We start from the raw sequence: 14,916 nt of genomic DNA, 5'->3' as shown, positions 1-14,916 counted from the left end.
CCGCTTTCGTACTATCTACATGGAGGTAACATTGTGAAACACCTGTTAATTTTATTAACCGCATCTGTTCTTATTTTTTCTACTCAGGCTCACAGTCGGGATACACAACATATGCTGTCAATCGAAGCAGCAATGAACTCGGCAGATTTTAAAGAAAAACTCGATCCCAATATTCGTTTTTATTTTGGCAATCAGCCACACCCGGAAATAGAAAAATCGTTTGGCAAATTTGTCAGCAATAAAAAAACCAACGCGTTCGGTAAGTCTGATGAAGCGGCTTGTGAATGGGTATTGCTCAGCGCAATGCTTTCATTGCAGGACAGAGTGAAAGCCGAGGGTGGTAACGCGGTCATCAATATCAACAGCTATTACAAAAAAAATACGGTCAGCAGTGAAACCGAATATGAATGTCATGCAGGTGCCATTATGGCTGGTGTCGCTCTGCAAGGTGAAGTGGTCAGAATTGCCGAATAAGTCATCCGAATTCCCTCAACTTTGGTTCGCCAGAGTTGAGGAATCGTCAGTACAACAAGAACAGACATGCAAACGTTTGTTATCGATATCTGAATACAAACGCTTTAAATTAATCAAATCTACATTCAAACAACGACAATATTTATTGAGCCGATGGCTGATACGTTATGCGTTATCCAATGCGTATAACCAGCCCGTGGATTATTGGAATATTGAAGAAAAGGCCGGTAAATTTCCCGTCATTCATAACCTTCCCGTTACCACTTATTTAAGTCTTTCCCATAGTCATGACAGAGTGGTGGTCACCATCTCAAATTCCGCCATTGGCGTAGATATTGAAAAAATTGTCCCGCGGAACAACATGGCTGCAATGGCTGAATTATTTATGTCTCCAGATGAACTGGAATTATTTCACCAACATGCAAATCCAGCGTTATATTTCTATCAAACCTGGTGTATCAAAGAAGCCTATTTCAAATCAATGTCCTCTATAGAACAGCAAAATGTAACGCTGCGAAAAATTGATTCGACATTGATTTGTTCAGAGGAAAAAGGCGGCATGGTCGTCAAAACCCTATTGGCTGAGTATATGCTTGCAGTTTACGGTGAAAAAAATCAGCGCACGATCCAGTGCTATGCTCTTAATGAGCACGATGCAGCTTATGCCGCTTTTAATAATAACGATAAACTTACCTTTAACTATCTGGAAGTGGTTCTCTAAACCGTTTCATTATCGACCAACTCTGCTTGAGGCATACTGAAATACGCCCCTTGAGAAAAGTCGATACCCAACGCCTGAACCTGATTTTGTACGGCTTCACAGTGAACAAATTCCGCGACGGTTTTGATGCCAAGGCTACGGGCAAACTGCACTACACCTCGGGTCACAACGATAGCCGATTGATCTTCATTAAGGTTTTTTATCAGGCTGCCGTCGATTTTAATCAAATCCACATTTAAACGGAGCAGGTGCTCGAAGTTGGAGTAGCCGCTGCCAAAATCATCAATGGCAATTTTGCAGCCAAAGCTTTTCGCCTTATCAATAAACTGACGGACTTCGTTGTAGTTATCGATCCCATCGGACTCAAGGATTTCAAAAATCAATCGTTCACCAACGTGATAGGTTTTGAGCTTCTCGAAAATAAACTGTATGAGTTCCGTATCCAGTAAATCACGATAGGACAGATTGATGGAGAATTCGTAGTTGAGCTTGGCAAATTTCTGAAATGACTTTTCCACCATTACCCGGGTGAGCAGGCTATCCAGTCGTAATTTACTGGCCACTGGCAAAAAAACACCCGGACTAATCACTTCGTTATCGGGGTCAATCATTCTGATCAGGCATTCATATTTGCTTATTTGGCCATTTTGATTATCAATGATTGGTTGAAACCAGGGAACAATACGATCCTGTTGTAATGCCTGTTTTAGTTGTCTGGCCCAGAACAGGTTTTGCTCATACACCCGTTCAACATCTTGCTTACTGTTATAAATCGCATAGTGTCGTGACGTGTGGCGGGCAATTTTTAACGCCGCTGTGGCATGACTGATGACGATATCAGGTGAGTTATCATTGATTGCCCCAGCATCATGTTGACTTGCAGCACCTATGGTTGCGGTGATGCTGATATCCTGATCCTGCCATTGCAGGTGCTGTTCTTGCAGAAAGTCACTTAATTGTCTCAGGAATCCGGTGAGGAATTCCTTAGACCATGCAAAACCCAACAGAACAAATTCGTCACCGGATAACCGATAAAGTCTGGCGTTATCGGCATGATTGTAGTCACGACAAAATGCAGCAATACTCTCTGTCAGGCTTTGCAATACGGCATCACCACAATCATTACCGAAGATACTGTTTAACTCCCGGAATCGATCAATATTCACCAGTATTAAGGTGTTTTTACGCTGATGCTCCAAATCCAATAATAATCTTGCCCGGTTTGGCAAGCCTGTCAGCTGGTCTGTATAGGAAGCCTGCAATTCCTGCATCAGCAATGCAATGCGGTAAACCAGATAAGCCGACAAAAGCAAGATCACAATACTGGTTGCAATCAGGATGCGTTGATTAATAACTCGCATCGGTGCAATAACCGCATCAATTTCATTTTTTGGAACACCCACTGCAAACAACATCTGTGCCGGCGTGGTCGCGGCATAGAGTACATATTCGTTATCATCAACCGTAAACTGATGGGTTTGCAAAAGTGCTTTTTGCTGACTCGTTTGAAGCCGTGAAATAGCGTTATTGAATTGCAGCTCAATAAACTCCTGACTCATTACCGAATCGATGATTTTCTGAGCATAGCGTTCATTATTCAATCTGCTCAAACTGGACAGTTTGCGTTTATTTTTATCGATTAATAAGGCAAAGGTATTCGGGGTGATACTGACCTGACTCACCAGATCAACAATCTGATCTGCTTCCCAGTCTGTTGTTGCATAACCAACAACTTGCTGTTGACTGTTCAAGACAGGTTTGATCAACGTTAACACGGCACTGTCTGTTATTTCGTTGTAATAGGCGGGCGTCCAATAGATTTCATCACGTTGGATATCAACATCCTCTACAGCCGCCATGTCCGTCAGGTTGAACCAGTGTTGTTGCTCAAAACTTAAAAGCTGTGAGTTCGACTCCGTTAACACTTCTATGCTGGCTGTTTGATCACGAAATGCATAGCGTGAAATCGGCTTTGCACCCTGACTGACGTGTTCGGGTAAAAACCAGATACCCACAGCGGAAGTGTTCTTAAAGTCATTCAGCTTTGCCTGTAACATCACACTTAATTCTGTATTGAACACCTGTGAATTACGCTGGGAGGCAAATAACTCGGCAAACAAACTGCCAATACGTGCTAAATCGGTGGTGTCACGCTCTAAGGTGCTTTGGGTTTGTACAATTTGGTTCAGATTATTGAAAAAAGTCTCTTCAATCTGCTTCTGGCGAACCTCGCCAATCGTATCTTCCGAATAATTCAGATTCAGTGAAGATAAAATCCACATGCCGGCAATAAACAGAATGACCAGCATAAACAACATCCACAGGATGAGTTTTTTTGAAGAGTCCACTAATAGCGAGCGAAGCATCAGTTAGCGGCCGTTTTATACAAACAGCCCATTAATTCTGGCCTTCCAGAATACGATGAATTTGCTGACGGGCGAGATTAATGGCATTAGCACTCACCTGGGGGCGAAGGTTTTCAGCGAGTTTTTCTGCTTCAGTTGCCCCCTGTTGCTGGGCCACTTCATACCAGACTACGGCTTTGGCTTTATCTTCTGTAAGTCCGCTTTGCTGCAGCCGCCGTCCCATTAATAATGACGAGTCTGCATATCCAGCACGAGCAGCCTGTATCAGCCACGCTTCGCCTTTTTTAACATTAGACGGATTTGCCGTTTGCTGCACCAGCAGGCTTCCCAGCGAATGCTTTGCCGGAACATGTTTATTTAATGCTGCACGCTGATACCAACTGGTTGCCAGCTCAGTATTCTGCTGAGTGCCTTTACCGGCCTCATAAAATAAACCAAGCATATATTGAGCATCCGCATAATCATCCTGTCCGGCTTTCTCAAACCAACTGAAAGCAGCTTGATCGTTCTGCTTCACCCCCAATCCCAAGGCATAGAGTTCACCGAGCAGATAACGGGCCCGAGGAGAGTGTTGCTCTACTTTTTCCGCCCATTGCCGTGACTGCGTATACTCCGCCAGGGCTTTATGTATAAGTGCCATATTTAACTGTGAACGCACATCTCCCTTATTCGCTGGCGACAGGCATGCCTGTTTGGCCTCAGGGAAATTGCTGATGTTCGTCAGCAAATAACAATCATTTAATTGCTGTTTATTGACATTTGAAACAATGGCTTCGTCCAGCACGACTGTCTCATTTTCATTAGGTGGCGGGGGCTCAGCCTGAGTGGTTTTTTGCGTTAATTCATTGGCTTTGGCCAATCTTAATGCAAACGCTTCAACATCTTTCGGGCAGGAATAATTGTATCCGGCTTTATAAAGCGTCAATGATTCCTGGGTAAGTGGGCGCGTGGCATAATTTTCGGCAATTTTCTGGCAGCGATCTTTACGTTCTGCATTCACTTTGCGAAGCGCTTCTGCCCGGCTCTCATCTTCAATGTGAAGATTAAGATAATCTGTAAGTGGATCGATATAAGGTTGAGCGAACAGGGCTTCTATTTCTGCATCATAATTTGCCGTCGCTCTTTCAGTGGTTTTTGCTATCCACTCTTTGGACTGCGCAAAGATATCCTTTGGCTGATACCCGGTGCAGCCATAAAGCATACTGCTTAAAAGCAGGGATAATGCCAGTCGTTGCAATTTAAACCTTCAACATCAAATTAGAATGTATCTCACAAGATTAATCTAATTTTGGGTAAATTTCCTTTATTTGTCATCAGCCGTTTGGGATGACTCAACAGTCGTTTAATGAATAAAGCACTCGCGCCGGGGAATCAGCATCAGGGGGATTGCAAAAAAACCTCATCGCCAAGACGAATCACCGCACTTTGTTTGATTGCACCATAAATACCCAGATTTTGATCGGCTTTTTGTACGATGGTTCGTAAAATACTGGTATCAGATTCCAGTGACTGCTGCGATCGGGTCACCGCGCCACAACGTGGTGTGGTGCCATTACATTCAATGGTTGCCTGTCCGATTTGCATTGTATTATCTACCCAGGCCTGTTCAACCAGACCTTCCATTCCCGGCAGGGTTTCAATGACCAGGTTGGGCCGAAAACGTTGAATATCCCAATCCGCGTCGGGGTTTAACTTTTGCAGATGTGCCAGTGTAGCCGTAGTAAGCAAATGAAACGGGGTCACCAGAAAAAAAGTGCCCGGGACCGACACAAAGTCGACTGCTGCAGGTGGCAACGAATCGAGATCGGGCAGGGGCTCCCCCTTTTCACGATCAAACGTCGCTTTTAATTCTTCCAGCCAGGTATGATCATCTTTTTTATGCCGCCGATAAAAGTCCAGTTCTGACAAGGGTCGCAGGGATTCCAGTGTCGAATCATGACCGGTCAAATCAGACAACAGGCTGTGAATTTGCGGATCATCACTCCCCACTACCCGACCATCAGGAAACTGAATATCTACCTGGTCATGAGCTCCGGTCATCTCTGAACGACGGCAACGCGCCACACAGCGTAATAATTGCGGTCTGAATTTACAGCTTTGAATTTCCTGCCGTGCAACGTCTCGCAGGGCCCATATCCGATCACCCTGCAATCCCATATCACCCAGATGACAATGACTCAGGCTTTCACCTGCCATACCTTTAACCGGATAACGCCAGATTTGTTGAACCGTTCCGACTTTAATCATGAGTGCTCCTGAAATACCCCAAGGCTTTTAAACGCCTGTTCAGTTTTGTTTCATGATCACGCCGTTGTAATACACGAAATTTATTAGCCAATTTTTTGACTGGATAAAGCTACGCTTGCCCTATTCCGATGCGCCGAAATTGTTACTGCCACTTAATGAGCGAAGTTTATTCACTGCCAGTGAAGCCGCAGCAGTGCGGGTTTCAACGCCAAGTTTGGTAAACACATGTTCCATATGTTTATTCACGGTGCGCGGACTGGTGCCGAGAATTTCACCAATACTTTTATCGGTTTTGCCAAGGATGACCCAGTGCAGAACTTCTGACTCGCGGTTGGTCAGATTGAAGACGGCTTTTAATGCTTCTATCTGAGCCGTTTCGGATTCTTCACGTAACAGAATCAGCCACTGTTCGTCACTTTGCAGATCGGCGGCATTAAAAATCAGTCGTCCGGTGGGTTTATGTACGATATGAGGACGTAAACGTCGCTCGCCCCCCTGATGCAATTGCATTACCCATTCCTGTAATGCTTTGGGCGTATCCTGAATCAGTGTTTCATCTTCACTGCTCATGTATTTCTCAATCAATTGACGCGCCAACGGTGTTTGCCAGATGATCTTGCCGGTGTTGGGTAACACAGCGATGGCGGCCTGACCAAAGGCATCCAGCGCCCCTTGGGTCTGATTGATTAATCGAGAATTCTTAAGGTGGGTATTGATCCGGGCAATGACTTCCACCGGACTCAGCGGCTTGGTCACATAATCAATTCCCCCGGCGGAGAATCCAGCGACCACATGCTCAGACTCGGTTAGCCCCGTCATAAAAATCACTGGAATATGCCGGGTGTTCAGATCCTTTTTGAGATTCCGGCAGACTTCAAAACCATCCATACCGGGCATCAGTGCATCAAGTAACACGATATCAGGTGTGGCTTCCAAGCTGATTTTCAGCGCCGATTCACCATTGTCAGCCACCAATACGGTATAACCAGACTCCACCAAAGCATCATGTAATAATGCCAGCGTATCGGGCGTGTCATCGACCACCAGCACAACGGCATTAAGCGGGTTTTCAGACATCAGCTAATTTCTCTTCTATAAAGGTTTTCAGGGTGCCTAATTGAAATCTGTCAGACATCTGGCGTATGTCCGTCACAAACTGTTTACACGCCAGACCTTGTTCCTCGATGTCATTGATCAGTTTACGCACACCGACCAGATATCCCATGTTAATCATCTCTAATAAGTCGTTTAACACTGCTTGCGAAGGCAATACATACGCCATCGTGGCGTCTTCAATCACCAGATCATCCTTGCTTTCTATCCATTGTAAATTGAGTCGTTCACCAATCCAGTTAATAAGCTCAAACAGATTGACCGGCTTTAGAATGAAATCTTTATCGGTAATACCTGAAGAATTTTCCAGGTTTTTATCAAACGCATTGGCCGAAATAATGCCGATTTTGACATCAGACTTATGCACATTACGGATAAGATGACAGGTTTCCCAGCCATCCATTTCCGGCATCGCCAGATCCATAAAAATGATTTCCGGCTGAAATTCCGGATAAATGCGTAAACATTCCGCGCCGGATGCGGCCTCTTTGACTTCGAAACCCAAGGGCTCAAGGATATTTAACAGCAACTCACGATCCACTGGTTCGTTATCCACCACCAGCAATTTACGTCGTGGTCCCTTATAACCCACTGGCATGCGCGTGTTGAGTAACGGCAAATCCTCTTCAACCCGAACGGATGGTAAAAACAGTCTGACAAAAAAGGTCGTGCCTTTGCCCACCTGACTTTCAACGTGCAAAACACCGCCCATCAGCTCAGTAAGCAACTTGCTGATGGTCAGTCCCAGGCCAGTGCCACCAATTCCCTGCGCTGCGCTGCCGCGTATAAACGGCTCAAAAATATGATCCAGTTCCGACTGCCTGATACCGGGTCCGGTATCTTCCACCTCTATCGATAAAAATTCGCGGGCATGATTAAACCGCAAATGAATTGAACCTTCACTGGTATATTTCACTGCATTACCGATGATATTGATCAATATCTGACTTAAACGCTTGTGATCAGCTCGCACGACACGCGGCAAATCCGAGCTGATTTCATACTCAAATTTCAGCCCTTTATTAATTGCCTGCAGCTCAAACATGCTGATAATTTGCTGGATATATTCAGGAAAACGCAGCGATTTGACATCAAATTGCAGCTTTCCACCTTCAATACGTGCAATATCCAGTGTGCCTTCAATCAGCGATAGCAAATGCTCTCCACTACGCAGAATGACTTTAATGGCATTTTTATTCTCTGCCGTCACATCGGTATTGTTATCCATCAATTGTGCATAGCCCAAAATGCTGTTTAACGGCGTACGCAATTCGTGGCTGATTCCGGTGATATAACGACTTTTGGCCTGATTGGCCTGTTCGGCTACCAGACGGGCTCGCTGCAATTCAGCATCAGTCTGTTCATGCAACATGATTTCGCGTTGCAGCAAACTGGTTTGATGGTTGGACTCCTGCTGTGCCACATTACGGCTTTGCGATGTAAGAATCAGCCACCAGACAATAATACCGCTGACCAGAACCAATGCCGCAAAGGCTTTCAGAAACCCAATCTGGATCTCCGGCAAAATCTGCGAGGCATTCTCGGTCAGAGTCAAAGAGATATGCAGGTAAATCAGCCCAAAGATCGAGGCCAGCAAGAGCACCGTCATGCCCATCAACAGGATGTAATGGCCTACACCATTCTGGATATATCCCCATAAAGACTTCGGCAACAGCTTTGTCATGGCAGCCTGCCATTGTGAATCCAGTTTGGCATGCGGCTTACAGGCATCGTTGCAGCGCGCATCCAGACAACAGCACAATGAACAAATCGCGCCCTGATAAGCAGGGCAATAAGCTATGTCGTCAATCTCATATTCACGCTCACAGATACTGCAGGTTTCTTTAGTCTTGCCGGGATGAAATTTATAAGGCTGACGCGCCAGATAATATTTGCCTTTGGTCCACCAGGCGAACAGGGGGGAACAGATTAATGCGGTAAACATCGCGATAAAGGATGAAAAGGACTGTGCTTCCAGTCCAAACACACCGACAAATGCCAAAACCGATAACAGGGAAGCCATGGCCATAGCCCCCACTCCGACCGGATTGATGTCATATAAATAGGCCCGGCGGAATTCAACCCCTTTAGGGCTTAAGCCCAGAGGTTTATTGATCACCAGATCGGCGACCACAGCCGTGATCCAGGAAATCGCGATATTCGAATACAAGCCCAATATCTGCTCCAGCGCCTGAAACACATCAAGCAGCATCAGCATGGTGGCAATCAATACATTAAATAATAACCATACCACCCGACCGGGATGGCTGTGGGTTAAACGGGCAAAGAAATTGGACCAGGCCAGTGAGCCGGCATAGGCATTGGTGATATTGATCTTGATTTGAGACAGCACCACAAAAAATACGGTGACCGCCAGCAACACATCGGCATTGGAAAAGACATAGCTGAAGGCCACATGATACATGTAGGTAGGGTTAACGGCTTCTTCAACGGATTTGGCTCCCATTAACACCAGATAGGCCAGCAACACGCCGGCAAACATTTTGATCATACCGACGAAGATCCAGCCCGGTCCCGCCAGTATCACGCCTAAATGCCACCGAAGCCGGTTGTTTTTGGTTTTTTCCGGCATAAATCGCAGAAAATCGACCTGCTCACCCACCTGAGGAATCAATGCCATGCCGATGGCGATGGCCGTGCCAAACATGTAAATGTTAAATCCACCATCAAAACCCGACCCACCGGCAAATGTCGTCAAACCTTTGAATGCATCCGGATCTTTGGCAAAGATAAAAATAAAGGGCAGCACCATCAAAAACAGCCATATCGGCTGAGTGATCATCTGAATCCGGCTGATTAATGTCACCCCATGAGTGACCAGTGGAATCACTACCACCGCCGATATCAGATACCAGATATAGATTGGCAAGTCGAAATACATGCTCAGGGCGTACGCCATGATCACGGCTTCCAGCGCAAACAGAATAAAGGTAAAGGTGGCGTAAACAAACGAGGAGATAGTCGAACCGATATAGCCAAACCCGGCACCACGGGTCAGCAAGTCCATATCCAGACCATATTTCGCAGCATAATAGCTGATAGGCAAACTGGTCAGAAAAATAATCAGACTAATCGTCAGAATAGCCCAAAAAGCATTCACAAAGCCGAAGTTGACGGCTAAAGCACCGCCAATCACCTCTAAAACCAGAAAGGAAATGGCCCCCAATGCCGTATTGGAGACACGGAAAATTGACCACTTCCTGAACGAGTGTGGTGTGAAACGCAGCGCATAGTCTTCCAGCGTTTCATTAGCCACCCAGGTATTGTAATCACGGCGGATTTTAACAATACGCTGTGGTGCGTTATGTTCTGATGACTCCATCAAAGCATTTTCCCGATAAATTTAGCCCAAGGCTTGATGGATCCCCACGCTCAATTATTGAGAGATACAGAGCTTACCCAATCGCATCATAACGTATGACGACCGATTTTTTATCTACGTAGTATTACGTATTGATTTTTCCATACCTAAGTCTGGCGAGGATTTGCAGCAACCCCACCGGAGTTTCTGGCTTTTTACATCACCAGCAAATAGAGTCCACTGAACGTCAACAGCGCTGCAAAGCCACGTTGCAACACTATACCAAGTTGATCTTTAAAGCTTGCCAGATAGACCCCCATACTCAGCAGCATCATGGTCGCCAACACCATACCGGTTACCGCCATCAGGCCATTCCCTGCAGCAACCAATTCCTGACCATGAACAAAGCCATGTAGCAACGCAAACACTGTGGTCAACCCTAGTTGCCACATGCTGCTGATGGAAGTGTTTAATAAAATCACCAGCCCCATTGCCAGAACACTGACCGCAATGGCCACTTCAACAAATGCCAGACCCGGAATCATGGCACCTAATGCCACCCCGCCCAATATAAACAACACAAACAGCATTGGCACCTGCCAACGTGTTGCTGATATGGATTGTCCGGCCCAATAGCCTACTGCCAGCATCACCAGTAAATGATCAATTCCGGTAAACGGATGGCTGAATCCGCTGGAAAAATTGGCCATATCATGTCCCGGATGGGCAAACGCAATAGCTGGAAAAGCCAAAAAACCCAACAGCGTTAACATCATTTTTTTCATTTCTTTTCCCTCTTGATTTAATGGTTAATTCAGCATTAATCCCTGTTTTTCAATAAACGCCACAATCTCATCCAGACCGTCTTCCTGTTTCAGGTTGCTGAAAACAAAGGGCCGTTCGCCACGCATACGTTTTGAATCACGATCCATCACTTCCAGCGAAGCACCCACCAAAGGCGCTAAATCGGTTTTATTGATCACCAGCAGATCCGACTTGGTAATGCCCGGGCCGCCTTTACGGGGTATCTTTTCACCGGCAGACACATCAATCACATAGATAGTCAGATCCGACAATTCCGGACTGAACGTCGCAGCCAGGTTATCGCCACCGCTTTCGACAAACACGATGTCCAACGGATCGAAACGTTTACTGAGTTGAGCCACGGCTTCCAGATTCATCGATGCATCTTCACGGATGGCTGTATGCGGACAACCGCCAGTCTCAACACCAATAATACGGTCCGCAGACAAAGCTTCATTGCGGGTTAAGAACTCGGCATCTTCCTTGGTGTAAATATCATTGGTGACCACGGCGATATTGTATTTATCACGTAATCGTTTGCATAAGGCCAACGTTAAGGCGGTTTTACCGGAACCAACCGGACCACCGATGCCAACTCGTAAAGGTTCTTTCATTTTGTCTTTCTCTTCTTCATGAACGAAATAAACGGGAATACTGGGTCTCATGTTTACAGCCAGCAATGCTCAGTGCCGGACAGAAATTCTGAATATCGTCATCAGGCAATTGTATGGCTTGATCGACTAAAGCAGGCAAAGTCATCGCTAACTCTGACAGAATACGTTGCCCGGCCACCTGCCCTAAAGGCACGGTTTTCATCACTGCACTGACCTGATTTTCCAGAAATGACCAGGCATAGGCGTGCAACATTTCCTCAAGCGAAATTTCCCAGCACAACGCCGTGACGGCATAGATCGTCGGAAAGGCGGGTTGCTGCAAGCTGCCCGTTAATAAGACGATTTGTGGTGGCCATGTGGCTAAATCCCGTTGCAGTCTTAACAACGAGTAGGCCATTTGACGGGTTTCGGCGAGCGCTTCGCTGCTATCGCGTCCTGCCTGATAATATTCATCCCAATACTGAATTTGCAAGCCATCCATTTGCTGCCAGGCTTTGAACAGCCTCAGTAAAACCGGCAGTTCGAAGTTGGCGTAATAGATTGACAGCACATCACCAATCCACTGTTTCGACGATTCAATATCCGTCACATCACCGCTTTCAATCGCCCACTCCAGGCCCTGCGAATAACTGTAGGCACCAACCGGTAGCATCGGGCTGGCAAGTTGTAACAGACGGGATAAAGATGCAGAACTCATCTCAGTGACTGTGACCGTGCTCATGGCTATGAGTATGTGAGTGATCATCGTCATGATGATGGTGATGACCGCCACCGCCAGCATAGGCTCCGGATTCCGGTTCAAATGGCGCTTGCAGTTCTTCAACCTGAACGTCTAACCCCAGCAACATTGCTTTCAGCACTGAATCTGTTTCCAGCTTCAGCCAGCCGTCTCCAATTTCAAGAGGAACATGACGATTACCCAAATGATAAGCGGCTCGGGTTAAAGACTTTGAGGTGGTAGTAGTCACTTTCATCACAGACTGATCAGCAGCAATGACTTCAATGATTTCACCACTATCAGCTTGCAGAAAATCCCCACCCCGCAGGATAGTGCCACGTTGCATATATAACGCCGCTTCTTTACCGGATTGTAAGGTCACGCGAATACGGCTTTTCTGCCGCAAATCAAAACTGAGACTGACCACATCATCTATCACCGTATCGGTGTGAATATGATCCAGCTTGGTCGAAATCGATAACATTTTTGTCCTTGAATATAAGCTGTCAAAACAGAAAATAACGTTGTGCCATCGGCAATTCAGTTGCCGGTTCACAGATTAATAATTCACCATCGGCCAGTACCTGATAGGTTTCCGGATCGACCTCGATTTTTGGTGTGGCATCGTTGAATACCATATCTTTTTTGCTGATATTCCGGCAGTTTTTCACTGCAACCAGTGGCTTTTGTAAATCCAGTGCTTTGACAGCCGGATTCGATAAGGCGGCTTCAGAAACAAAGGTTAATGAGCTTTTTAAGGCTTTACCAAAACTGCCAAACATAGGCCGGTAATGTACGGGCTGTGGTGTCGGGATAGACGCATTAGGATCGCCCATCGCCGCTGCGGCAATCATGCCGCCTTTTAATATCAGGGTCGGTTTCACGCCAAAAAACGCCGGACGCCATAACACTAAATCAGCAAATTTACCGGCTTCAATGGAACCGACTTTATGCGAAATGCCATGGGTTATCGCCGGATTAATGGTGTATTTGGCAATGTAACGTTTAATCCGGAAGTTATCGCAGTCACCCTCTGCGCGTTCGGCATCCTCTTTGAGTGTGCCACGTTGGACTTTCATTTTATGGGCCGTTTGCCAGGTACGAATCACCACCTCGCCAACCCGCCCCATCGCCTGAGAATCCGATGACATCATCGCAAACGCACCGGTGTCATGCAGAATATCTTCTGCAGCAATGGTTTCACGGCGAATACGTGATTCGGCAAATGCCACATCTTCAGCAATGGATGGATCCAGGTGATGACACACCATCAGCATATCCAGATGTTCATCCAGGGTATTGATGGTAAATGGTCGAGTGGGATTGGTTGATGAAGGCAATACATTGGCAGAACCAATGGCTTTGATAATATCCGGTGCATGGCCGCCACCGGCACCTTCAGTGTGGAAAGTATGAATGGTGCGACCTTTGAAGGCTGCCAGGGTGGTTTCGACGAAGCCCGATTCATTAAGGGTATCAGTATGAATTGCCACCTGAATATCCATCTCGTCCGCTACGGACAAACAGTTATCAATGGCCGCAGGTGTGGTGCCCCAGTCTTCATGTAATTTCAGACCGATAACACCGGCTTCAACCTGTTCTCTGGCGGGTTGTGGCTGAGACACATTGCCTTTACCGAAAAAGCCCAGATTCATTGGAAAGGCTTCAGCCGCTTCCAGCATCCGGTGAATATGCCAGGGTCCGGGTGTACAGGTGGTGGCATAGGTTCCGGTTGCCGGTCCGGTGCCGCCACCCAGCATGGTGGTAATGCCGGACATTAAGGCTTCTTCAATCTGTTGCGGGCAGATCCAGTGAATATGACTGTCAATGCCGCCAGCCGTGAGGATCATGCCTTCACCGGCAATAATTTCGGTACCGGCACCAATCGGGATGGTGACATTGGGTTGAATATCCGGATTACCGGCTTTGCCAATGGCCCAGATATGGCCGTCTTTAATCGCCACATCGGCTTTGATAATGCCCGTCACTGCATCAATAATCAGTGCATTGGTAATCACGGTATCGGCGACTTCACTGGCGACCAGCTGGGATTGCCCCATGCCATCACGTATGACCTTGCCACCGCCAAACTTGACCTCTTCACCATAGGTAGTGAGGTCCTGCTCGACTTCAAGCCATAACTCGGTATCGGCCAGTCGGACCTTATCGCCCACCGTGGGGCCAAACATTTCGGCATAGGCTTGCCGATCAATTTTAAGACTCATCACAAGGCTCCCATAACGCGGCCGGCAAAGCCGTAAACATGACGTAAACCGGATAACGCCACCAATTCAATGGTGCGGGTCTGGCCCGGCTCAAACCGGACAGCGGTACCCGGCGCAATATTCAAACGGAATCCATAAGCCAGTTGCCGATCAAATTGCAACGCATCATTGACTTCAAAAAAATGATAGTGAGAACCAATCTGTACCGGTCGGTCGCCACTGTTAGACACATCGATTGTGACCCGATCACGATCTACATTCATCTGCAAATCGCCCGCTTTTACTCGCATTTCACCTGGAATCATTGTCAGT

The 14,916-nt window shown here is 46.6% G+C and carries 13 protein-coding genes; 2 read left to right on the top strand and 11 right to left on the bottom strand.

Annotated elements, in window-relative coordinates; all coding sequences use genetic code 11:
• Positions 1-33: 33 nt before the first annotated feature.
• The gene (locus B2W60_RS10435; protein WP_292360813.1) at positions 34-474 is read left to right on the top strand and encodes a hypothetical protein; all 441 of its coding nucleotides are present in this window, start codon (positions 34-36) and stop codon (positions 472-474) included.
• Positions 404-1,195, top strand: a complete 792-nt coding sequence (locus B2W60_RS10430; protein ID WP_292360815.1) for a 4'-phosphopantetheinyl transferase superfamily protein — start codon at positions 404-406, stop codon at positions 1,193-1,195. Before B2W60_RS10435 ends, B2W60_RS10430 begins: the two co-directional genes overlap by 71 nt.
• Here the strand turns inward: B2W60_RS10430 and B2W60_RS10425 are convergent.
• The 11 genes from B2W60_RS10425 to B2W60_RS10375 all read right to left on the bottom strand — a co-directional run bounded on the left by B2W60_RS10425 (position 1,192) and on the right by B2W60_RS10375 (position 14,909).
• Positions 1,192-3,561 carry an EAL domain-containing protein gene (locus B2W60_RS10425; RefSeq protein WP_292360817.1) on the bottom strand — a complete coding sequence of 790 codons (2,370 nt, stop codon included), beginning with the start codon at positions 3,559-3,561 and terminating at the stop codon, positions 1,192-1,194. The genes B2W60_RS10430 and B2W60_RS10425 overlap by 4 nt on opposite strands.
• 31 nt (positions 3,562-3,592) lie before the next feature.
• Positions 3,593-4,798: a tetratricopeptide repeat protein gene (locus tag B2W60_RS10420; RefSeq protein ID WP_292360819.1), complete on the bottom strand. Its 1,206-nt coding sequence runs from the start codon at positions 4,796-4,798 to the stop codon at positions 3,593-3,595.
• Positions 4,799-4,938: 140 nt separating this feature from the next.
• Positions 4,939-5,808, bottom strand: a complete 870-nt coding sequence (locus tag B2W60_RS10415) for an MOSC domain-containing protein (protein ID WP_292360821.1) — start codon at positions 5,806-5,808, stop codon at positions 4,939-4,941.
• 120 nt (positions 5,809-5,928) lie between these two features.
• The gene (locus B2W60_RS10410; protein WP_292360822.1) at positions 5,929-6,885 is read right to left on the bottom strand and encodes a response regulator transcription factor; all 957 of its coding nucleotides are present in this window, start codon (positions 6,883-6,885) and stop codon (positions 5,929-5,931) included.
• Positions 6,878-10,264 carry a hybrid sensor histidine kinase/response regulator gene (locus B2W60_RS10405; RefSeq protein ID WP_292360824.1) on the bottom strand — a complete coding sequence of 1,129 codons (3,387 nt, stop codon included), beginning with the start codon at positions 10,262-10,264 and terminating at the stop codon, positions 6,878-6,880. Before B2W60_RS10405 ends, B2W60_RS10410 begins: the two co-directional genes overlap by 8 nt.
• Positions 10,265-10,458: 194 nt before the next feature.
• Complete coding sequence (locus B2W60_RS10400; protein WP_292360825.1) at positions 10,459-11,028, bottom strand: HupE/UreJ family protein; 570 nt, start codon at positions 11,026-11,028, stop codon at positions 10,459-10,461.
• 24 nt (positions 11,029-11,052) lie between these two features.
• Complete coding sequence (ureG, locus tag B2W60_RS10395; RefSeq protein ID WP_292360827.1) at positions 11,053-11,661, bottom strand: urease accessory protein UreG; 609 nt, start codon at positions 11,659-11,661, stop codon at positions 11,053-11,055.
• Between the two features lie 16 nt (positions 11,662-11,677).
• Positions 11,678-12,358, bottom strand: coding sequence for an urease accessory protein UreF (locus tag B2W60_RS10390; RefSeq protein ID WP_292360829.1), 681 nt, complete (start codon positions 12,356-12,358; stop codon positions 11,678-11,680).
• Between the two features lies 1 nt (position 12,359).
• Positions 12,360-12,863 (bottom strand): urease accessory protein UreE, encoded by a 504-nt coding sequence (ureE, locus tag B2W60_RS10385; protein WP_292360831.1) that lies wholly within the window; start codon positions 12,861-12,863, stop codon positions 12,360-12,362.
• Positions 12,864-12,885: 22 nt separating this feature from the next.
• Entirely contained in the window at positions 12,886-14,604 is a 1,719-nt protein-coding gene (gene ureC, locus B2W60_RS10380) for an urease subunit alpha (protein WP_292360832.1), read from the bottom strand.
• The gene (locus B2W60_RS10375) at positions 14,604-14,909 is read right to left on the bottom strand and encodes an urease subunit beta (protein WP_292360834.1); all 306 of its coding nucleotides are present in this window, start codon (positions 14,907-14,909) and stop codon (positions 14,604-14,606) included. Before B2W60_RS10375 ends, ureC begins: the two co-directional genes overlap by 1 nt.
• Positions 14,910-14,916 lie beyond the last annotated feature (7 nt).

It is taken from the genome of Methylophaga sp. UBA2496 (genome assembly GCF_002341635.1).
Classification (GTDB): Bacteria; Pseudomonadota; Gammaproteobacteria; order Nitrosococcales; family Methylophagaceae; genus Methylophaga.
This window is presented reverse-complemented; position numbering and strand designations above follow the sequence as displayed.

Coding starts and splice junctions, on each gene's coding strand:
- B2W60_RS10430 (WP_292360815.1), top strand. CDS start 404: ATGAATGTCATGCAGGTGCCATTATGGCTGGTGTCGCTCTGCAAGGTG.
- ureC (WP_292360832.1), bottom strand. CDS start 14,604: ATGAGTCTTAAAATTGATCGGCAAGCCTATGCCGAAATGTTTGGCCCC.
- B2W60_RS10415 (WP_292360821.1), bottom strand. CDS start 5,808: ATGATTAAAGTCGGAACGGTTCAACAAATCTGGCGTTATCCGGTTAAA.
- ureE (WP_292360831.1), bottom strand. CDS start 12,863: ATGTTATCGATTTCGACCAAGCTGGATCATATTCACACCGATACGGTG.
- ureG (WP_292360827.1), bottom strand. CDS start 11,661: ATGAAAGAACCTTTACGAGTTGGCATCGGTGGTCCGGTTGGTTCCGGT.
- B2W60_RS10390 (WP_292360829.1), bottom strand. CDS start 12,358: ATGAGTTCTGCATCTTTATCCCGTCTGTTACAACTTGCCAGCCCGATG.
- B2W60_RS10375 (WP_292360834.1), bottom strand. CDS start 14,909: ATGATTCCAGGTGAAATGCGAGTAAAAGCGGGCGATTTGCAGATGAAT.
- B2W60_RS10410 (WP_292360822.1), bottom strand. CDS start 6,885: ATGTCTGAAAACCCGCTTAATGCCGTTGTGCTGGTGGTCGATGACACG.
- B2W60_RS10425 (WP_292360817.1), bottom strand. CDS start 3,561: ATGCTTCGCTCGCTATTAGTGGACTCTTCAAAAAAACTCATCCTGTGG.
- B2W60_RS10400 (WP_292360825.1), bottom strand. CDS start 11,028: ATGAAAAAAATGATGTTAACGCTGTTGGGTTTTTTGGCTTTTCCAGCT.
- B2W60_RS10405 (WP_292360824.1), bottom strand. CDS start 10,264: ATGGAGTCATCAGAACATAACGCACCACAGCGTATTGTTAAAATCCGC.